The following is a 20,231-nucleotide window of genomic DNA, read 5'->3' as shown; positions in this document are numbered from 1 at the left end:
GACTTCGAGCTGCCGCGCGATTGCGAGAACTGTGAACGTGTCCGACCGTACCCTTTTAAATGACCTTACAGGTGCCTGATTGCCGATGCCAGACGTAGGAAAGGGCGCCGAAGCGCCCTTTGCCGTGGTCGGAATGGGTGTGGTCAGCCCGTGTTGCGCAGCCCCGCCGCCACCCCGTTGATCGAGATGTGGATGCCGCGCTGCAGCCGCTCGCCGCCGTCGCCCGCGCGGTAGCGCCGCATCAGCTCGACCTGCAGGTGGTGCAGCGGGTCGATGTACGGAAAGCGGTGGCGCACCGAGCGTTGCATCTCGGCATTGCCTTCGAGCCGCTGCTTCGCGCCGGTGATGAGTGTGAGTGCGTCGGAGGTGCGGTGCCATTCGGCATCGATCATCGAGAACACCTTCTGGCGCAGCTTGCGGTCGGTGACCAGCTCGGCGTAGCGCGAAGCCAGCGCGAGGTCGCTCTTGGCCAGCACCATGTCCATGTTCGACAGCAGCGTGCGGAAGAAGGGCCACTGCTCGTACATGCGCTGCAGCAATGCCTGGCGCTCCTTCTTCCCTGCAGCCGTGCCCGCTGCGGCGAGGAACTGTTCGACGCCCGAGCCGAAGCCGAACCAGCCAGGAATGGTGAGGCGGCACTGGCCCCAGCTGAAGCTCCACGGCACCGCGCGCAGGTCGTCGATCTTGTGGCTGGGGTTGCGCGAGGCGGGGCGCGAGCCGATGTTGAGCTCGGCAATTTCGCGGATCGGCGTGGAGCCGAAGAAATAGTCGCCGAAGCCCGGGGTTTCGTAGACCAGCTTGCGGTACGCGGCCATGCTGGCGGTCGACAGTTCGCCCGCAGCCGAGAGAAAGGTGGCGGGCGCCGACTTGCCTTGCGGCAGCAGCGTGGCTTCGAGCGTGGCAGCCACCAGCGTTTCGAGGTTGCGCCGGCCGATCTCGCGGTTGGCGTACTTCGAGCCGATCACTTCGCCCTGCTCGGTCAGCCGGATCTGGCCGCGCACCGTGCCGGGCGGCTGCGCGAGGATGGCCTGGTAGCTCGGGCCGCCGCCGCGGCCCACGGTGCCGCCGCGGCCATGGAACATGCGCAGGCGAATGGGGTTGGCCTTCTTCTTGTTGAGCTCGTCGAACAGCGACACCAGCGCGATGCCCGCGCGGTACAGCTCCCAGTTGCTGGTGAAGATGCCGCCGTCCTTGTTGCTGTCGGAGTAGCCGAGCATCACGTCCTGCTCGGCGCCCGAGCGTTCGACGAGCGCCTGGATGTTCGGCAGCGCATAGAAGGCGCGCACGATGGGCGCGGCGTTGCGCAGGTCTTCGATGGTTTCGAACAGCGGCACCACGATCAGGTCGCAGGTCGCGTTGCTGTCCATCGCGCCGCGCAGCAGGCCCACTTCCTTTTGCAGCAGCAGTGCTTCGAGCAGGTCGCTCACCGTTTCGGTGTGGCTGATGATGTAGTGGCGGATGGCCGCGGCGCCATAGCGCGCACGCGAAACGCGGGCGGCAGCGAAGATGGCCAGCTCGCTCTTCGCAAGCGGCGAGTAGTCGGCGTCGGGCACGCGCAGCGGGCGGGCGTCGTCGAGCAGCCTGAGCAGCAGCGTCTGCTTGGCCTCTTCGGCGAGCGACGCATACGAGGGCTCGATGCGAGCGGTGGCCAGCAGCTCGGCGATCACCGCCTCGTGCTTGTCGGAGCTCTGGCGCAGGTCGACCGTGGCCAGGTGAAAGCCGAACACCTCGACCGCGCGAATCAGCGGCAGCAGGCGCGGCGCGGCAAGCACGGTGCCGTGCTTTTCTTCGAGCGATTCGGCCACGGTGCGCAGGTCGGCCAGGAACTCTTCGGCCGTGGCGTACGGGTTCTGCGGCGCGACGGCGTGGCGCGCGGCCTCGCCGCCGGTGAGCTCGCGCAGCGTGGCCGCAAGGCGCGCATACACACCGGTGAGGGCGCGGCGGTAGGGCTCGTCCTTGCGGTGCTCGTTGGTGTCGGGCGAGCGTTCGGCCAGCGCCTGCATCTCGACCGTCACATCGACCAGCGTGGCCGACAGCGACAGCTCGCCGCCCAGGTAGTGCACTTCGGTGAGGTAGTGGCGCAGCGCCAGCTCGCACTGGCGGCCCAGGGCGTATTCGAGCGTCTGGGCGGTGACGTTGGGGTTGCCGTCGCGGTCACCGCCGATCCACTGGCCCATGCGCAGGAAAGGCGCGACCGAAGGCGTGTGGCCGCCCTGGGCGAGGGCCTTTTCGAGGTCGGCGTAGACGCGCGGAATCTCGCGCAGGAAGGTGGCTTCGTAGTAGCTCAGCGAGTTCTCGATTTCGTCGGCCACCGTGAGCTTGGAAAAGCGCAGGATGCGCGTCTGCCAGATCTGCGTGACGCGGGTGCGCATCTGCGTTTCGTTCTCGGCAAATTCGAGCGGCGAGAGCGCATCCTTGCCGCCCGCATAGGCGCTCTGGCGCAGCCTGATCTCGTCGCGCACGGTGAGCAGTTGCGCGATGGCGCGCTCGGCATCGAGGATGCTCTTGCGCTGCACTTCGGTCGGGTGCGCGGTGAGCACCGGCGACACATAGCTGTGGGCCAGCGAGGCGACGATGTCGTCGGGCTTCACGCCGGCCTTGCGGATGCGCGCGAGTGCCGTTTGCAGGTCGCCCTCGACGCTTTCGCCGGCGCGTTCCGTTTCCGTGCGGCGGCGGATCTGGTGGCGGTCTTCCGCAAGATTGGCCAGGTGGCTGAAGTAGGTGAAGGCGCGAATCACGCGCACCGTTTCGGCCGCGCTCAGGCCCTTGAGCAGGTTCTTCAGCGCGCGGTCGGCGGCGTGGTCGGCGTCGCGGCGGAAAGCCACGGACAAGGTGCGGATCTTTTCGACCAGCGCGTAGGTTTCGTCTCCTTCCTGCTCCCGGATCACGTCGCCGAGGATCCGGCCCAGCAGCCGGATGTCGTCGATCAGTGGCTGGTCTTCGGTCTGGCGGCGCTTGGGGGGAGCAGGGGTCTTGCTGGCTTTCATTCGATGTTTGTCCTGGACTTTTTGACTTCTTGAATGGATGCGCCGCCTGCGTTGTTGCGGCGCAACATGCTAGCATTCCGGCGGTTTAGAACATGTACTTTTGGAACCGGTCTTGAGCAATATCGTGATCGCCACGCGCGAAAGCCGCCTGGCACTGTGGCAAGCCGAACACGTCCGGGCGCTTTTGCAAGAAAAGGGCCATACGGTCAGCCTGCTCGGCCTGACGACCACCGGCGACCAGATCCTCGACCGCACGCTCAGCAAGGTGGGCGGCAAGGGGCTCTTCGTGAAAGAGCTCGAGCTCGCGCTCGAAGAAGGGCGTGCCGACATCGCGGTCCATTCGCTCAAAGACGTGCCGATGGACCTGCCCGAAGGCTTCGCGCTGGCCTGCGTGCTGGAGCGCGAAGACCCGCGCGACGCGCTGGTCTCCCCCCGCTATGAATCGCTCGACGCGCTGCCGCAGGGTGCGGTGGTCGGCACTTCGAGCCTGCGCCGTGTGGTGCTGCTGCGCGCGCTGAGGCCCGACCTGCGCATCGAACCGCTGCGCGGCAACCTCGACACCCGCCTGCGCAAGCTCGACGAAGGGCAGTACGACGCCATCGTGCTGGCGGCGGCCGGGCTCAAGCGGCTGGGGCTGGAAAGCCGCATCCGCGTGGCCTTCGATCCCGACACCATGCTGCCGGCCGCCGGGCAGGGCGCATTGGGCATCGAGGTGCGCGCGGACCGTACCGAACTCATCGAATTGCTGCGCTCGCTGGCCCACCAGGGCGACTGGCTTTCCACCGCCGCCGAGCGCGCTGTGAGTCGCGCGATGGGCGGCAGCTGCTCCATGCCGCTGGCGGCCCATGCACGCTGGCAGGCCGACGGCGCGCTGCGCATCGACGCCGCTTGGGGCGATCCGGAGGGCAGCGCGCCGCTGGTGAAGGTGCATGCGCTGGCGCAGGCCGGCGATTTCGCGCAGGCCGATGCGCTCGGCGAGCGCGCCGCGGCGCTGCTGCGCGACGCCGGGGCTCACTGAGATCGGTGGTCATCGTATGACCGCCCGCCCCGTCATCGTCACGCGGCCGGCGCGCGAGGCGGCGCAATGGGTGAGTGACCTGCGCGCCGCTGGGCTCGATGCGGTGGCGCTGCCGCTCATCGTGATCGAGCCGGTGGTCGATGCCGAACCGCTGCGCACGGCGTGGCGGCAGTTGGTGAATTACGCGGCGCTGATGTTCGTGAGCGCCACGGCCGTCGAGCATTTCTTCCAGCACAAGAACGCTGCCGATACGCTGGCAGGGCGCCGCTTCTGGGCCACGGGCCCAGGCACCACGCGCGCCTTGCTTCGCGCCGGCGTGCCGCTGGAACTCATCGACGCACCACCTCCTGAGGCCACGCGTTTCGACTCCGAAGCGCTGTGGGAGCGGGTGCAGGCCCAGGTGTCTGCCGGCGTGCGCGTGCTGATCGTGCGTGGCGGCGACGAAGCCGGGCACCCCACAGGGCGCGACTGGCTCGCCAATGAAATCGATGTCGCGGGCGGCCATCGCGACACCGTGGTGGCTTATCGCCGGTTGCCGCCGTCGCTGGATGTCGTACAACGTCGGCTGGCCATTGATGGCGCCGAAGGCCGCGCGATCTGGCTCTTCAGCAGCTCAGAGGCCATCGGCAATCTGCAGCGCGCGATGCCCGGTGTGCAATGGCACGCCGCGAGCGCGGTCGCCACGCATGCACGAATCGGCGAAGCCGCACGGGCCGCGGGTTTCGGGGCGTTGCGTGTATGCACACCACTGCGGGATGGGCTGATCGCGTCTATAGAATCCTTGGCATGAGCGCCGCGTCCCCGTCAGACGATTTTTCCTCTCCTTCCCCAACCGCTGCCACGGCGCCGGTGCCCGCCACGCTGGCACCGCACCAGACGCCGGCCGCACAGGCAGCAGGGGCGCTGATCCTCTCTCGCATCGCATTCGGCCTCGTGGCCCTCGTGGCGCTGGCCGCCTTGCTGATGACGATCGCGCTGTGGCAGAAGGTCGGCGGCATGAAGGAACAGCTGGCACGCCAGAGCGCCGATGCCATCGCGCAATCGATGGAGGCGCGCACGCTGGCCCGCCAGGCAAGCGACACCGTGCGCGAGGCCTCGGCCCGCGTGGCTCTGGTCGAAACCCGCGTGGCTGAAGTCGCGCTGCAACGCTCGCAGCTCGAAGAGCTCATTCAAAGCCTCTCGCGTTCGCGCGACGAGAACCTCGTGGTCGACATCGAGTCGGCCGTGCGCCTTGCCCTGCAGCAGGCACAGGTCACCGGCAGCGTCGAGCCGCTGCTGGCTGCGCTGAAGGCCGGCGACGTGCGCATCGCGCGCGCCGCGCAGCCGCGGCTGACGCCACTGCAGAGGGCCATGCAGCGCGATGCCGACCGCCTGCGCAGCACCGCAAGCACCGACAGCGCCGAAGCGCTGCAGAAGCTCGACGAACTGATGCGCGGCGTGGACGACCTGCCCACGCTCAACGCCGTTGCCGTGCGCGGCACCGGCACCAACGCCTGGCAGCCCGAGCCGATTCCCGCCGACGCGCCGTGGTGGCGCCGCGTGCTGCTCACCGTGCGCGGCGAGGCCCGCTCGCTGGTGCGCGTCGGCCGCATCCAGAGCCCGGAGGCGATCCTGCTGGCGCCCGAGCAGTCTTACTTCCTGCGCGAGAACCTGAAGCTCAAGCTGCTCAATGCGCGCCTGTCGCTGCTGTCGCGGCAAATGGAGGCCACGCGCGGCGAGCTGTCGCAGGTAACTGCCTCGCTCAACCGCTATTTCGATCCCGCATCGCGCCGCACCCAGGCCGCCGCCACGCAGCTGCAGCAGCTGCAGGCGCTGGTGAAGACGTCCGAGCCGGTCCGCATCGACGACACGCTCGCGGCACTGGCCACCGCCGCAGCAGGACGCTGATCGGACATGCGCGCCGCAATCTGGCTCCTCGCGCTGTTCGCTGTTGCAGCAGCAGTCGCTCTTTTCGCAGGCAACAACCAGGGCACGATCACCGTGTTCTGGCCGCCCTGGCGTGTCGACCTGTCGCTGAACCTCGTGCTCGTGATCCTGCTGGTGGCCTTCGTGCTGATGCACGTGGCTTTGCGGGCACTGGCAGCACTGTTCTCGCTGCCGACGCAGGCGCGCCAGTGGCGGCTGCAGCAGAAGGAGCGCACGCTGCATGCAGCCTTGCTCGATGCGATGGTGCAGCTGATCTCGGGTCGCTTCTCGCGTGCACGCAAGGCCGCGCAGGCCGCGCTCACGCAGGAGAAAACGCTGTCGGCGCTCGGCGCCAGCCTGCCGCAGGCGCAGCAGGTGCGCGTGCTGTCGCACCTGCTGGCGGCCGAGAGCGCACAGGCACTGCAAGACAAGCCAGCTCGCGATGCCCATCTGCAGCAGGCCCTCAACGAAAGCGCCGATCGCGCCGTGCTCGCCAGCCCGGAGACGCGCGAAGGCGTGCAACTGCGCGCGGCGCGCTGGGCGCTCGAAGACCGCGATGCAGCCGCGGCACTTGCGCGGCTCGAAGAACTGCCGCAAGGCGCGCAACGCCGCACGCTCGCATTGCGCTTGCGGCTCAAGGCGGCACGGCAGGATCGCCGCACGCTCGAAGCGCTCGAAACCGCGCGCCTGCTGGCCAAGCACCGCGCCTTCTCTGACGCCGCGGCACAGAGCATCGTGCGTGGGCTGGCGACCGAGCTGCTGACGGGCGCACACGATCCGGCACAGCTGCTTCGCGCGTGGACTGAGCTCGATGCCAATGAGCGCGACATGCCCGAAGTGGCGATTCACGCTGCCCAACGGATGGTCGCGCTGCGTGGCGACCTTGCTCTGGCGCGCGGCTGGCTGCTGCCGGCCTGGGAGCGCATGGTGGCCAACCCACGCGCGCTCGGCGATGCGCTGCGCGTCAAGCTGGCGCGTGCGCTCGAAGCAGGGCTCGACTCGGTCGATGCCGACTGGCTGGCGCGCATCGAAAGCGCGCAGCGCAACAACCCGCGCGACCCGAACCTCCAATACCTCGCAGGCATGGCCTGCATGAAGCGCCAGCTGTGGGGCAAGGCCCAGCAGCTGTTGACGCAGGCCGGCCTTGGGCTGCAGGACACCGATCTGTACCGCCGTGCCTGGCTCGCCTTGGCCCAGTTGGCCGAAGACCGCGACGATGCAGAGCAAGCCGCCGAGGCGTGGAAGCGCGCGGCGCAGATCGAGAACACCTGAGCGTTTTCAGGGGCAGGACCCTTCAGCCTTCAGGCCCGATGACCGCGCCAGTGGTTTGCCACTGCCGAAGATCAGCAGACTGACGCCGGCCAGCACCCAGACGCCGACTCCCCCGTAGAGCATCACCAGCCCGAAGCTGTTCACCAGCGCCGCATGCACGACGGCGCCGGACGGGTCTGCCTGCGACAGCGCCGGAAAGCCTTCGGCAAGCGATGCGAAGTTGCCGGCCGCGATCTTTTCCGCCAGCGCGCGCAATTGCATTGCGTCCAGCGATGCCGACAACGCGCCGCGCAGATGCGCATGAACGCCTTCGAGCAGGATGAAGCCCATCAGCGCGATGTTGATGGCCAACGTGATCAGCCGTGCGCTCATGTCCATGCCCGAGGCCATGCCCGCGCGCGAACTCGGCACCGAACCGGTGGTGGTGTTGGTGACGGGCGTGTTGGTCAGGCCCAGCCCGATGCCGGCCAGCAGGCAGCCGGGCAACATCGTCATCCAGCCCGCGTGAACCATGCCGCTGCCATAGCGCATTGCAATGAAGCCGAGCCCGATGACGAACAGGCCCGCGGGAATGACCGCGCCGGGCCGGTAGCGCAGCGACAGCCGCTCGGCCAGCGGCGGCAGCACGAGCGTGGGCAGCGTGTAAGCCAGCAGTGCCGAGCCGGCCGTGACCGCGTCGTAGCCCAGCGCGCCCTGGAAGTAGATGGGCAGGTAGATCATGAACGGCCAGAAGCTGAAGTTCATGCCGATGGAGCCGATGATCGAACCCGAGAAATTGCGAATCTTGAAGACCGAGAAGTCGAACATCGGATGCGGGTTGATCTTTTCCACCCACAGGAAGAGCGCGAAGCTCGCGGCCGACGCCGCGATCACGCCGATGGCCAGCGGGCTCGCAAAGCCGAGACCCGGCCCCTGCGTGATGAAGTACGTCAGGCCCAGCACCGCAAGCGACAGCGTGACGATGCCAGGCAGGTCGAGCTTTTGCGCATCGGGGTCGCTCGACTCTTCCACGCTGCGGAACACCAGGGCAACGGCCACCGCCGCCAGCGGCACATGGACCAGGAACACCCACTGCCAGTTCGACAGCGCCACGATGGCACCGCCGATGATCGGCCCGAACCCCAGGCCCATGCCGAAGACCACGCCCCAGATGGCGAAGGCCTTGCTGCGTTGCTTGCCTTCCTGGAACTGGTGCGAGAGCACGGCGAGCTGGCAGATCAGCATCGCGCCGCCGCTCAGGCCCTGGAGGAAGCGCGCGACGATCAGCACCGGCGCGCTCTGCGCCAGCCCGCAGGCCAGCGAGGTGAGGCCGAAGAGCACCACGCCGACGACGAGGAGGCGCTTGCGGCCGTAGCGGTCGGCAAGCGTGCCCGCGGCCATCAAAACCGTGGTGCAGGCGATGGTGTAGGCGTTCATGATCCACTGCATGTCGCTGAAGTCGGCGTGCAATGCCTGTTCGAGCGTGGGAAGAATGACCGGCACGCTGGAGATTTCCAGGCCGAACATCAGGGCAATGAGGCAGATCGCGGCCAGCGCGACCCGGTTCTTGCCGGTATGGGAGAGAGGCATCGGAAGTCTTTCGGGAGTCTTTGGCAAAGAGGTCCGGGCGATTCTGGGGAAGGCCTCTTCATGATGGAAATGATTTAATTTCCTAGAATCCATGACGATTCATCATTGATTGGTTGCTTGCCATGGATTTCGACCCCGCGCTGCTGCGAGCCTTCGTGGCCGTCAAGGAAACCGGCGGCTTCACGCGCGCCGCCCAGCGGCTGCACCTGACGCAGTCGGCCATCAGCCACCAGATCCGGCGGCTCGAGGAACAAGTGGGCCGGCCGCTGCTGCATCGAACGACACGCCGCCTCACGGTGACGGAAGACGGCGAAGACTTCCTTCGCTATGCGCAGCAGATCCTCGACACGCTCGACACGATGACGCGGCGCTTTCAACCCTCGCTGATCTCGGGCGTGGTGCGCTTCGGCGCGCCAGACACCTTCATGGGCGACCGGCTGCCGCCGCTGCTCTCGCAGTTCGCGCGCTCGTTTCCCGCCACGCGCATGGAGGTCAGCGTGAGCATGCACCTCGACTTTCGCGCAATGATCAAGGCGGGCGAGCTCGACCTCGCGGTGGTGATGTCGCCGGCCGATTGCGAGGAGGGCACGCGCTTGCGGCGCACGCAACTGGTGTGGGTGGCGGCTGAGACTTTCGAGCCGCCCGCCGGCGCGTCGCTGCCGCTGGCGTACTTTCCGAAGCCCTGCGTCAACCGTGAACTGGCCGGCGCAGCGCTGGATGCGACGCCGGTCGACTGGCATGTGGTATTCACCTCCGCGAGCCAGCATGGCATTCGCGCGGCCGTGCTGGCGGGGCTGGCCGTGACGGTGCTCACGCGCGAGGACGTGGAGCCGGGCATGAAGATCGTCGACGGCCGCTATGGCCTGCCGCCTTTGCCGAACGTGGATTTTTCGCTGATCTGGAGCGAGGGCGGCAAGACGGAATGCGCCTGCCGGTTCGGCCAGCTGATCCTGGAGATGCCGGAACTGCCGGCGCACGACAAGGCATAAAAAAACGGCGCCACTGGCGCCGTTTTTACTTGGGAGCGTGTGTCGCTCAGAGGCTGCGTTGCTGCTCTTGCTCGAACGGCAGCGACATCGAACCGAGGTCGCGGCGGGTTTCGACCAGCACCAGCGGGCCCTCGTCGAGCACAACCACCGGCGGGCGTTCGCGCGGCACGTGCACCGGCTTCGGCTCGGCTTCGATGGCGGCGCGTGCTTGCGCGATGCGTTCGGCATCCGAATTGACCCACTGCAGGCCCGAGCTCTCGGCGATCTGCGCGAGCTCGTTCAGCGGCAGTTCGAAAGGCTGGACCTTGGGCAGTGCGCGGCCGTTGGCGGCGACAGGCGCCTTGGCGCTTTCGACGACGATCGGCGCAGCTGCTGCCACGACAGCCGGTGCCGGCGCGGGGCGCTCAGCGCGGACCTGCTGCGGTGCTGCCACGGGTTCTCGGACTTCCGGTGCCGCAGCGGCTTCGACTGCTTCGAAGCGTTCCGACGCCAGCGGCAGTTGCTGCTGCGGGGCTTGCTGCTGTGCATCGCCCGTGGCTTCCGTTGCGGCGCCTTCGGCGGTGGCTTCGGCTTCATCGCGCGGGCCGCGTTCGCGGCGGTCACGGCCGTAGCGGTCACGCGAACGGCCGCGGCGCTCGTCGCCTTCGCGGCGCGGTGCCTGCTCGTTGCTGCCGTTGATGCTGGCTTCGCCGCCTTGATCGACATCGGCTGCTGCGGCCTCGGCGCCGCGTGCATCCGCTTCGGCTTGAGGTGCGTCGTTGCGGCGTTCGCGGCGGCCGTCGTTGCGGTCGCTGCGTTCGCCACGCGGTGCGCGCTGCTCGTCGCGGCCGTTGCGGGGCTGGCGTTGCTCGCCTTGTGCGGCGCCTTCGCCGGCTTCGGCATTGTTGCGTTCGCGGGCGCCGTTGTTGTCGGCGCCATTGCGTTCGCCACCACGTTCACCGCGCTCGCCACGTTCACGGCGTTCGCCGCGGGCGCGGGGTGCGCGTTCCGCTGCGTTGCCTTCGTCGCCTGCAACGGCGCCGGGCGCCAGTTGCTGGGCTTCGAGGTTGACGTTGCCGTCGAGTGCTTCGGCCGGTGCGTTGTTGCGACCTTCGCGGCCTTCGCCTTCGCGGCGCTCGCCACGACCGTTGCGGCGTTGCTCGCCGTCGCGTGGTGCGCGCGCTTCACGCGGCTCGCGGGGCTCACGCTGCTCGCGCGGTTCGCGTTGTTCACGCGGCTGGTTGGCGTCGTCGTTGCGCAGTTCGCTGCTGCGGCCTTCACGGCCTTCGCGACCTTCACGGCGCTCGCCACCACGGCCGCCACGGCGTTCGCCGTCGCGACCGCCGGAGCGTCCGCCGTTCTCGCCGCGGCCTTCGCCGCCGCGGCCGCCACGGCGCTGTTCGCCGTCACGTGCGCCGCCGCGTGCTTCGCCGTCGCGGCCAGGACGGCCGTCGCGACGGGGCTTCGGTGCCTCGACCGGGATCGCGGACGGCGCAGGCGCCGCAGCGGGGGCCGGCGTGCCGCCGAACAGGTTCTTGATCCAGGCGAAGAAGCCGGTCTGCGCCGGAACCGGTGCGCTCACCACGGGCGGTGCGACCGGTGCGGGTGCTGCTGCGACAGGCGCACGCACTGCTTCGGGCTTGGGCGGCACCACGGGCGCGGGCGCATCGGGCAGCACGCCCTTGATGACCGGCGTCTGCTTGTTGGTGGGCTCTTGCGAACGGCGCGTGACCGAGGTCGGGTCTTCGATCTCGTCGGCCATCTTGTAGCTGGCTTCGATGTGGTCGAGGCGCGGATCGTCGTGCTTCAGGCGCTCGAGCTTGTAGTTCGGCGTTTCGAGCGTCTTGTTGGGCACCATCAGCACGGTGACGCGCTGCTTGAGCTCGATCTTCGCGATTTCGGGGCGCTTTTCGTTCAGCAGGAACGAGGCGACTTCCACGGGCACCTGCACATGCACGGCGGCCGTGTTGTCCTTCATGGACTCTTCCTGAATGATGCGCAGGATCTGCAGCGCGCTCGATTCGGTGTCGCGGATGTGGCCCGAGCCGCCGCAGCGGGGGCAGGGGATCGACGAGCCTTCGGAGAGCGCGGGCTTCAGGCGCTGGCGGCTCATTTCCATCAGGCCGAACTTGCTGATCGAGCCGAACTGCACGCGGGCGCGGTCCTGGCGCAGAGCGTCGCGCAGGCGGCTTTCGACTTCGCGGCGGTTCTTCGACTCGTCCATGTCGATGAAGTCGATGACGATCAGGCCGCCCAGGTCGCGCAGGCGCATCTGGCGGGCCACTTCGTCGGCGGCTTCGAGGTTGGTGCGGGTGGCGGTCTCTTCGATGTCGCCGCCCTTGATGGCGCGGGCCGAGTTCACGTCGACCGAGACCAGTGCTTCGGTGTGGTCGATCACGATGGCGCCGCCCGAAGGCAGCTGCACGGTGCGGGCGTAGGCCGATTCGATCTGGTGCTCGATCTGGAAGCGGCTGAACAGGGCCGCGTCGTCGCGGTAGCGCTTCACGCGGGCGGCATGCTCGGGCATGACGTGCGCCATGAACTGCTGCGCCTGGTCGTAGATGTCGTCGGTGTCGATCAGGATGTCGCCGATGTCGTGATTGAAATAGTCACGAATGGCGCGGATGACGAGCGACGATTCCTGGTAGATCAGGAAGGCACCCTTGCCGCCCTTGGCCGCGCCGTCGATGGCGGTCCAGAGCTTGAGCAGGTAGTTCAGGTCCCACTGGAGTTCGGACGCAATGCGGCCGATGCCAGCGGTGCGCGCGATGATGCTCATGCCCTTCGGGTACTCGAGCTGGTCCATCGCCTCCTTGAGTTCGGCGCGGTCGTCACCCTCGATGCGGCGCGAAACGCCACCGCCACGGGGGTTGTTCGGCATCAGCACGACATAGCGGCCGGCCAGCGAGATGAAGGTGGTGAGGGCCGCGCCCTTGTTGCCGCGTTCTTCTTTTTCGACCTGGACGGTGAGTTCCTGGCCTTCGCGGATCGCGTCCTGGATGCGGGCCTGGCTGGCAGACACGCCTTCGGCGAAGTACTGCTTGGAGATTTCCTTGAACGGCAGGAAGCCGTGGCGGTCTTCGCCGTAGTCGACGAAACAGGCTTCGAGCGAGGGCTCGACGCGCGTCACGACGGCTTTGTAGATGTTGCCCTTGCGCTGTTCGCGCCCTTCGATTTCGATTTCGTAGTCGAGCAGTTTCTGCCCGTCGACGATGGCCAGGCGGCGTTCTTCGGCCTGCGTGGCATTGATCAGCATCCGCTTCATGATGCGTTGTCCTTATATGTATCGTTCTACCGGCCCTTGATGGGCCAACGATGCACGGACGACGCCCGCGAAACCAGGGAATTGCCGCTTGGGCCCCGGATGCTGTTCACTGCCGCGCCAGGCGCGAGCAGGCCTCTCGAGCGTTAGCTCAAGAAGACAGCCGGGGTGGGGGCGCGTGGATGGGCGCGAGCCAGATTCGGTGTTGGTCAGCTATCTTTTTGATAGCTGGTTGCGCAAGAGTGGCGCACGCTGCCAACGATTCAATGCCTGAGGCCACTGGTCGAAACCAGGTTGGCCAGCGCAGGCACATTTGAATCAGCAGCATCAACACAACAAGGGACTCGCTTCGATCCGCCGGCAGCTTGGAAGCTGCAGGCTGGGTATTCCGTATCGGTGTTTCGTGGGTGTCGGCTTGACTTGGGTGCCTGGTCTGCCACTTTGCGCAATTGCGCGGGGTTTGCAGCTCGGCGCCAAAGCGGCATCGACCTCACAGCGCCGTCCTGGGTATTTGATGGCAGTGGACTAAACTTCTGTCTAATCAAGCACTTACATGACCGCGCTGGTGAAAAACATTATAGGTGCGAAGCAAGGCCCCGCGGCTGCTCCAAATCCCGCAGGCCAAAAAGCCCCAGGCGAAGCCGGGGCGCCGCATTCGGCCATCACATTCCTCACGGTCGACGCTGAATCTGCCGGGCAGCGGCTCGACAACTTCCTTTTCCGCCATCTGAAAGGCGTTCCGAAGACGCACGTCTACCGGATCATCCGGTCGGGCGAGGTGCGCATCAACAAGGGCCGGGTGCAGGCCGAAACCCGCATCGAGGCGGGCGACGTGCTGCGGCTGCCACCGATCCGCATCTCGCCGCGCGCTGAAGAGGGCGGCACCCCGCCGGCACCGGCGCGCGAATTTCCGGTGCTGCTCGAAGACGAAGCCGTGCTGGCCATCGACAAGCCGGCCGGCGTGGCCGTCCATGGCGGCAGCGGCGTGAGCTTTGGCGTGATCGAGCAACTGCGCACCGCCCGGCCCGCCGCCAAGTTCCTGGAACTGGTGCACCGGCTGGACCGCGAAACCTCCGGCATCCTGCTCGTCGCCAAGAAGCGCAGCGCGCTGGTCGCGCTGCAGGACCAGTTCCGCGAACGCGAAACCGGCAAGACCTATCTGGCGCTGGTCGAGGGCGCTTGGCCCGCCAACAAGAAGGTGCTCGACGCGCCGCTGGCCAAGTATTTGCTGCCCGACGGTTCCGGCGCTGGCGCCGGCGAGCGCCGCGTGCGCGTGGTCGCCAAGGACCATCCGGACGCCATGCGCGCCGTCACGCTGGTGCGGGTGCTGGCGCGGCTCTCGCTGCCGGGCGATGCCGCGCCGCTGTCGTTGCTGGCAGTGACTATCAAGACCGGGCGCACGCATCAGATTCGCGTTCACCTCGCGTCGGCCGGGCATCCGATTGCCGGCGACGACAAGTACGGCGAGTCCGAACGCCAGCGCGCATTTCAGAAACTCGGCCTCAGGCGCATGTTCCTGCACGCCTGGCGGCTGCAATTCAACCATCCGGCCAGCGGCGATCGCGTGGCGCTGCAGGCCGACCTGCCGCCCGAACTGCACGCGCTGATGCCGCCCGCCGCCCTCGAGGCACTGGCCCAACACCCCACTCCCACGGCCCATGACTGATTTTTCCAGACCTCTTCGCTTCGACCTGATTGCCTTCGACTGGGACGGCACGCTCTATGACTCCACGCGTCTGATCGTGCGCTGCATCCAGGCCGCGGTGATCGACGTCGGCGGCGCCAAGCCGAGCGAGAACGACGCCGCCTGGGTGATCGGCCTCGGCCTGGCCGAGGCGCTCGCGCGTGCGGCGCCCGACGTGCCGAAAGAAAAATACCCGGAGCTTGGCGCCCGTTACCGCTACCACTATCTTCAGCACCAGGACGACCTCGTGCTGTTCGATGGCGTGCTGCAGATGCTCGATGCCCTGCGCGCGCGCGGCCACAAATTGGCCGTGGCCACCGGCAAGTCGCGCCGCGGCCTCAATGAGGCGCTCAAGTCGGTCGCGCTGCGCGACCGCTTCGACGCCTCTCGCACTGCCGACGAAACCTTCGGCAAGCCGCATCCGCGCATGCTGCTGGAGCTGATGGAAGAACTCGACGTGCCGCCGGAACGCACCCTGATGATCGGCGACACCACGCATGACCTGCAGCTTGCGCAGAACGCCGGCTGCGCCAACGTGGGTGTGAGCTACGGCGCGCATGAACCCGCCAGCTTCGACGAATTCAAGCCGCTGCACATTGCGCATTCGGTGGCCGACCTCGAGGCGTGGCTCCTCGGAAACGCTTGAAAAAGTCCTGCCATGAGCGACGAAGAACACATCCCGTTGTGCAATGCCGCGGACCTGGTTGAAGGCAGCCTGGCCGTGCCCTTCGACGTGGTCTATGGCGGAGAAACCTGCCGCGCCTTCGCGATACGTTTCGAGGGGCAGCCGCATGCGTTTCTCAACCGGTGCAGCCACGTCGCGATGGAACTCGACTTCCAGCCCGACCGCTTCTTCGACGACACCGGCCAGTGGCTGCTGTGCGCGACGCACGGCGCGGTCTACAAGCCCGACACCGGCGAATGCGCGGGCGGGCCGTGCCGCGGCGGCCTCGTGAAGATCGCCTTGAGCGAGCATGACGGCGTAGTGCACTGGCATACTGGCTGGAACCTTCACCCCCTGACCTTCTGACATGACCGACCCGAACCGAACGGAACCCGCCGGGTTCGAACCATTTGAGCAGGCCCCTCCCACGAATATGGCCAAAGATCCCACGCAGCGCCCCGGTTGGGAGCGCGCCACCCTCGAAAAGCTCGCCTTCGCTTCGTTGAACGAACAGAAGGCCACGCGCCGCTGGAAGACCTTCGTGCGTCTGTCCTGGCTTGCCTTCTTCGTCTTCCTGGCGTGGTTCGCGCTCTCGCGCAGCGCGCCGAGCACGGCCAAGACCACGGCGCACACCGCCGTCGTCGAGATCAAGGGCGAAATCGCCAATGGCGGGGATGCGAGCGCGGAGTTCGTGGTCGCCGCGATGAAGACGGCCTTCGAGGACGAAGGCGCCAAGGGCGTGGTCCTGCTGATCAACTCGCCCGGCGGCAGCCCGGTGCAGGCCGGCATCATCAACGACGAGATCAAGCGCCTGAAGGCCAAGTACAAGAAGCCGGTCTATGCCGTGGTCGAGGAGACCTGCGCCTCGGCCGCCTATTACATTGCCGCCGCCGCAGACAAGATATATGTCGACAAGGCCAGCATCGTCGGCAGCATCGGCGTGCTGATGGACGGCTTCGGCTTCACCGGCGTGATGGAGAAGGTCGGCGTCGAGCGCCGCCTGCTGACCGCCGGCGAGAACAAGGGCTTCCTCGATCCGTTCAGCCCGATGAGCGATGCGCAGCGCGCGCACGCGCAGACGATGCTCAACCAGATCCACACGCAGTTCATCAATGTGGTGAAGGCCGGCCGTGGCGACCGCCTGAAGCTTGACACCCCCGGCCTGTTCAGCGGACTGTTCTGGAGCGGCGAGCAGGCTGTCGAATACGGCCTGGCCGACCAGCTGGGCAACGTCGACTACGTGGCCCGCGAAGTGATCAAGGCCGAAGAGGTGATCGACTACACGCGGCGCGACAACGTGGCCGAGAAGCTGGCCAAGAAGTTCGGCGCGGCGATGGCTGAAACCACGGTGCGCCTGATGCATACCGCGCCGGCCCTGCGCTGATCTCTTATTTGTTTTCGCCGCTGGCGGTGTAGCGCGCAGATGCCGCCAGCGCCGCGGCGAAGACCACGACGACATAGAGCGCGGCGGTCAGCGAGGTCGCCCGCGCCAGCAGCCCGATCACTGCCGGGCCTGCCATGAACCCCAGATAGGCAAGGGCCGAGACCGACGCAATGCCGCGTGCGGGCTCGATGCCCGGAACTTTCGCCGAGGCCGAGAACAGGATCGGGACTACGTTCGCAAAGCCGACCCCCACGCCCGCGAAGCCGACCAACGCCAGCCAGGGCAGGTCGGTGATGAGCACCAGCGCCATCGACGCCGCGGCCAGCAGGCCGCTGCCGAGCAGCAGCGTGCTCGGCGAGAAGCGGGCGCGCAGCGCGTCGCCGCCGAAGCGCGCCGCGGCCATCGCGGCCGAGAAGCTTGCATAGGCCAGGGCGGCCTGTTGCTGCGGGCTGCCGATCTCCTGCTGCATATAGAGCACGCTCCAGTCGTAGATCGCGCCTTCGGCGATCAGACCCAGTGCGGCGAGCACGCCCAGCACCGCGAGCGTGCCGCGGGGCAGCAGGAAGCCGTGATCGGCCTCGGTGGCGCCGCTGGTGGCGGGGCGGGGCAGCATGCGTGTCGAGGCTACGGCAACGAGCAGCACCATCGCGGCCGAGACCAGCAGCAGGTGCGCCTGCGCGCCGAGCCCGGCCGCCAGCGCGGCGCTGCCGCTCGCGGCACCGGCCATGCCGCCCAGGCTGAACATGCCGTGCATGCCGCTCATCAGGGGCGTGTCGCCGTGCAGTTCGAGTTGGGCGGCTTCGGTGTTGATCGAGACGTCGAACACGCTGGTCACGAGGCCGAAAGCCGCCAGCAGAACCAGCAGCGCGGCATAGCCGGGCATCGCGATCAGGCCGGCCAGCAGCAGTGCATAAATGCAGCCGCAGATGCCGGCCACGCGACGCGGGCCGTGGCGGCCGATCCAGCGGCCTGCACTGGTCAGGCCGAACATCGCACCGGCACCGGCCGCGAGCATCGCCAGCCCGAGCTGGGCTTCGTCGATGCCGTAGTGCGCCTTGACCGTGGGCACATGCACGCCCCAGGTCGCGAAGATGAAGCCGGCGGCAAAGAACTGCGCGCGCGATGCCCAGCGCGTGGCTGCGGTAACACCCACCATCGTCAGCGGCCGATCGCGAACACGGCGGGCAGGCGTTCGTCTGTGGTGGCTTGTGGCTTGGCGCGCCAGGATTTGACCGTTTCGCTGCGCACGTGGGCGGTGGCGAGCGTCAGGCCGTGTGCCACGGCGAGCCGGGTGTTGTGCTGCAGGGTCTGCACGAGGGCCTGCAGCAGCGCGGCGTTGCGATAGGGCGTCTCGATGAACAGCTGCGTCTGGCCCGACTTGAGCGCGAGCGCTTCGAGTTCGCGGATGCGGGTCTGGCGCTCGCCGGCGTCCTGCGGCAGGTAGCCGACGAAGGCGAAGTTCTGGCCGTTGAGTCCGCTCGCGGCCAGTGCGAGCAGCAGCGAGACCGGGCCGGTCAGTGGAACCACGGTAAGGCCCAGGTCGTGCGCGGCACGCGCCACCGAGGAGCCCGGGTCGGCCACCGCTGGCATGCCTGCCTCGCTCAGCAGGCCGATGTCGTGGCCTTCGAGCGCGGCGGCCAGCAGGGGGCGGGCGTCGAACTGGCCTGCGTGATCACCTTTCTTGTGCACTTCGCGTGGCAGTTCCTGGATGCTCTGCGCCTGCAGCGCAGCGGCCAGTGGCGCCACTTCGTCGATGCGCTTCAGGTAGGCGCGCGCGGATTTCGCGTTCTCGCAGATCCAGTGGGTGATGCCGGCGGCTGTCTGCAGCGTGCCCAGCGGGAGGGCGTCTTGCAGCGGGGCTTGCACGTCGCAACCGAAGTCGAGCGGCGCGGGAACGAGGTAGAGCTTGCCTTTTTGTTGTGTCACAGCAGATCGACCCCCGCGGCGCGCAGCATCTGGCAGGTGCGGATCAGCGGCAGGCCGACCAGTGCGGTCGGGTCGTCGCTGTCGATGGCGCTCAGCAGCGCGATGCCAAGGCCTTCGCTCTTGGCGCTGCCGGCGCAGTCATAGGGCTGCTCGGCCTGCAGATAGTGTTCGATGGCGGCGTCGCTGAGGTCGCGGAACACCACGCGCACGGGCGCGATGTCGCGCTGGACGAAGCCGGTGGCCTTGCAGACGACGGCCACGGCCGTCTGGAAGATCAGCGTCTGGCCGCGCATGCGGCGCAATTGGGCGGTGGCGCGGGCATGGTCGCCGGGCTTGCCCAGCGCCTCGCCGGCCAGGTCGGCCACCTGGTCCGAACCGATGACCACGGCTTCTGGGAAGCGGGTAGCCACGGCGTTTGCCTTTTCCAGCGCGAGGCGCACGGCCAGGTCGTGCGGCGTTTCGCCGGGCTGGGGCGTTTCGTCGACTTCCGGCGAGTGCACATCGAAGGGCAGGCGCAGGCGGGTGAGCAGTTCGCGGCGGTAGCGCGAGGTCGAGGCGAGGATCACGGTGCGTTGCATGGTGACGATTGTGCGTGAGCCGCCCAGAACTCTCAGGTATGCCCCAAGCCGGTGAAATGGCCGGCACGCTAGACTGGCGCGGATGAAGAGAGAATTTGCCCCCGAACGGCTCAATGTGCCCGGCTTTACCGCCGCTGCCGCCACCCTGGAAGCCGCCGATCCGGTTCCGAACTATGTACGCCTGGTCGCCGAACTGGCCGTCCCGGCGCCCGACGCGGTGGTCCGATGGGAGGCCCACGGGGAAGAGCGCCCCGGTGCGGATGGCAAGGCCGCGCCCTGGCTGCACCTGGAGGCTGAAGCCTCCGTGCCGCTGGTTTGCCAGCGTTGCCTGTCGCCGGTCGACACGCTGCTTTCCGTGGATCGCTGGTTCCGTTTCGTGGCCGACGAGGCCACTGCCGAGGCGCAAGACGAGGAATCCGAGGAAGACCTGCTCGTCGTGAGCCGGGATTTCGACCTGCGTGCCCTGATCGAGGACGAGCTGCTGATGGAAATCCCCGTCATGCCCGTCCACGATGTCTGCCCCACGCCGGTGCAACTTTCGTCCAGCGACGAGGACTTCAAGGCGGCTGAAGAGGCCAAGCCGAACCCCTTCGCAGTGCTCGGCGCGTTGCGTTCGCGCAAGCCCGAAGAGGGAAAGTAGCCCTTTCCCGCAGGCTGGGCTATAATCATGGGCTTCGCGCGCGCCGCCGTGAGCAGCAGTACAGATAAAGGCATTCCATACATGCCGTTAAATTTTTTGTATTGCCACCGCTTGAGCCCGCATCCAATCACTCACCTAACAGTCCAGGAGCCATCATGGCCGTCCAGCAAAACAAGAAGTCGCCTTCCAAGCGCGGCATGCACCGTTCCCACAATGCGCTGGTCGTGCCCGGCATCGCCGTGGAACCGACCACCGGCGAAACGCACCTGCGCCACCACATCAGCCCCAACGGTTTCTACCGTGGCCGCCAGGTGCTCAAGAACAAGTCTGAAGCCTGATCTCGCATTCCAAGGCCAAGGCCCGAAGCTACTTCT

17 protein-coding genes are annotated in these 20,231 nt (G+C 67.5%); 11 read left to right on the top strand and 6 right to left on the bottom strand.

Annotated elements, in window-relative coordinates:
* Positions 1-143 precede the first annotated feature (143 nt).
* Complete coding sequence (gene ppc, locus BMW87_RS07665; protein ID WP_093049367.1) at positions 144-2,987, bottom strand: phosphoenolpyruvate carboxylase; 2,844 nt, start codon at positions 2,985-2,987, stop codon at positions 144-146.
* A gap of 112 nt (positions 2,988-3,099) precedes the next feature.
* On the opposite strand from ppc, the gene hemC reads away from it, so the two are divergent.
* The 4 genes from hemC to BMW87_RS07645 are packed head-to-tail and all read left to right on the top strand — an operon-like array spanning position 3,100 to position 7,182.
* On the top strand, positions 3,100-4,005 hold the full coding sequence (gene hemC / locus BMW87_RS07660; RefSeq protein ID WP_256216698.1) for a hydroxymethylbilane synthase: 906 nt from the start codon (positions 3,100-3,102) through the stop codon (positions 4,003-4,005).
* A gap of 16 nt (positions 4,006-4,021) precedes the next feature.
* Positions 4,022-4,795, top strand: coding sequence for a uroporphyrinogen-III synthase (locus tag BMW87_RS07655; RefSeq protein WP_093075610.1), 774 nt, complete (start codon positions 4,022-4,024; stop codon positions 4,793-4,795).
* Entirely contained in the window at positions 4,792-5,892 is a 1,101-nt protein-coding gene (locus tag BMW87_RS07650) for a uroporphyrinogen-III C-methyltransferase (protein ID WP_093049375.1), read from the top strand. Before BMW87_RS07655 ends, BMW87_RS07650 begins: the two co-directional genes overlap by 4 nt.
* 6 nt (positions 5,893-5,898) lie before the next feature.
* Positions 5,899-7,182 (top strand): heme biosynthesis protein HemY, encoded by a 1,284-nt coding sequence (locus BMW87_RS07645; RefSeq protein ID WP_093075608.1) that lies wholly within the window; start codon positions 5,899-5,901, stop codon positions 7,180-7,182.
* Between the two features lie 6 nt (positions 7,183-7,188).
* On the opposite strand, the gene BMW87_RS07640 is transcribed toward BMW87_RS07645, so the two are convergent.
* Positions 7,189-8,751: an MFS transporter gene (locus BMW87_RS07640; protein WP_093075607.1), complete on the bottom strand. Its 1,563-nt coding sequence runs from the start codon at positions 8,749-8,751 to the stop codon at positions 7,189-7,191.
* A 122-nt stretch (positions 8,752-8,873) separates the two neighbouring features.
* On the opposite strand from BMW87_RS07640, the gene BMW87_RS07635 reads away from it, so the two are divergent.
* A complete protein-coding gene (locus tag BMW87_RS07635; protein ID WP_093049383.1) occupies positions 8,874-9,740 on the top strand; it encodes a LysR family transcriptional regulator in 867 nt (288 codons plus the stop codon).
* Between the two features lie 46 nt (positions 9,741-9,786).
* On the opposite strand, the gene BMW87_RS07630 is transcribed toward BMW87_RS07635, so the two are convergent.
* The gene (locus BMW87_RS07630) at positions 9,787-12,984 is read right to left on the bottom strand and encodes an Rne/Rng family ribonuclease (protein WP_093075605.1); all 3,198 of its coding nucleotides are present in this window, start codon (positions 12,982-12,984) and stop codon (positions 9,787-9,789) included.
* A gap of 562 nt (positions 12,985-13,546) precedes the next feature.
* Here BMW87_RS07630 and BMW87_RS07625 point away from each other — a divergent pair.
* From BMW87_RS07625 to BMW87_RS07610, 4 genes are read left to right on the top strand one after another with little or no spacing between them, the layout of a single operon-like run.
* Positions 13,547-14,647, top strand: coding sequence for an RluA family pseudouridine synthase (locus BMW87_RS07625; protein ID WP_093076054.1), 1,101 nt, complete (start codon positions 13,547-13,549; stop codon positions 14,645-14,647).
* On the top strand, positions 14,640-15,311 hold the full coding sequence (locus BMW87_RS07620; RefSeq protein WP_093075604.1) for an HAD family hydrolase: 672 nt from the start codon (positions 14,640-14,642) through the stop codon (positions 15,309-15,311). The genes BMW87_RS07625 and BMW87_RS07620 overlap by 8 nt, the downstream gene beginning before the upstream one ends.
* Before the next feature lie 12 nt (positions 15,312-15,323).
* Positions 15,324-15,695, top strand: a complete 372-nt coding sequence (locus tag BMW87_RS07615; protein ID WP_093075602.1) for a Rieske (2Fe-2S) protein — start codon at positions 15,324-15,326, stop codon at positions 15,693-15,695.
* A gap of 1 nt (position 15,696) precedes the next feature.
* Entirely contained in the window at positions 15,697-16,713 is a 1,017-nt protein-coding gene (locus tag BMW87_RS07610) for a S49 family peptidase (protein ID WP_093075601.1), read from the top strand.
* 4 nt (positions 16,714-16,717) lie between these two features.
* On the opposite strand, the gene BMW87_RS07605 is transcribed toward BMW87_RS07610, so the two are convergent.
* From BMW87_RS07605 to BMW87_RS07595, 3 genes are read right to left on the bottom strand one after another with little or no spacing between them, the layout of a single operon-like run.
* Positions 16,718-17,869, bottom strand: a complete 1,152-nt coding sequence (locus BMW87_RS07605; RefSeq protein WP_093075599.1) for an MFS transporter — start codon at positions 17,867-17,869, stop codon at positions 16,718-16,720.
* 2 nt (positions 17,870-17,871) lie between these two features.
* Positions 17,872-18,639, bottom strand: coding sequence for an SAM-dependent methyltransferase (locus BMW87_RS07600; RefSeq protein ID WP_093075598.1), 768 nt, complete (start codon positions 18,637-18,639; stop codon positions 17,872-17,874).
* On the bottom strand, positions 18,636-19,217 hold the full coding sequence (locus BMW87_RS07595; RefSeq protein WP_093075596.1) for a Maf family nucleotide pyrophosphatase: 582 nt from the start codon (positions 19,215-19,217) through the stop codon (positions 18,636-18,638). The genes BMW87_RS07600 and BMW87_RS07595 overlap by 4 nt, the downstream gene beginning before the upstream one ends.
* Positions 19,218-19,299: 82 nt before the next feature.
* Between BMW87_RS07595 and BMW87_RS07590 the strand changes: the two genes are divergently transcribed.
* Both BMW87_RS07590 and rpmF read left to right on the top strand, forming a co-directional pair.
* The gene (locus tag BMW87_RS07590) at positions 19,300-19,857 is read left to right on the top strand and encodes a YceD family protein (protein ID WP_093075595.1); all 558 of its coding nucleotides are present in this window, start codon (positions 19,300-19,302) and stop codon (positions 19,855-19,857) included.
* Positions 19,858-20,012: 155 nt separating this feature from the next.
* On the top strand, positions 20,013-20,195 hold the full coding sequence (gene rpmF, locus BMW87_RS07585) for a 50S ribosomal protein L32 (protein ID WP_007830466.1): 183 nt from the start codon (positions 20,013-20,015) through the stop codon (positions 20,193-20,195).
* The last annotated feature ends 36 nt before the right edge of the window (positions 20,196-20,231 follow it).

The sequence above is a fragment of the Variovorax sp. OV084 genome (genome assembly GCF_900111625.1).
Taxonomy (GTDB): domain Bacteria; phylum Pseudomonadota; class Gammaproteobacteria; order Burkholderiales; family Burkholderiaceae_C; genus Variovorax.
This window is presented reverse-complemented; position numbering and strand designations above follow the sequence as displayed.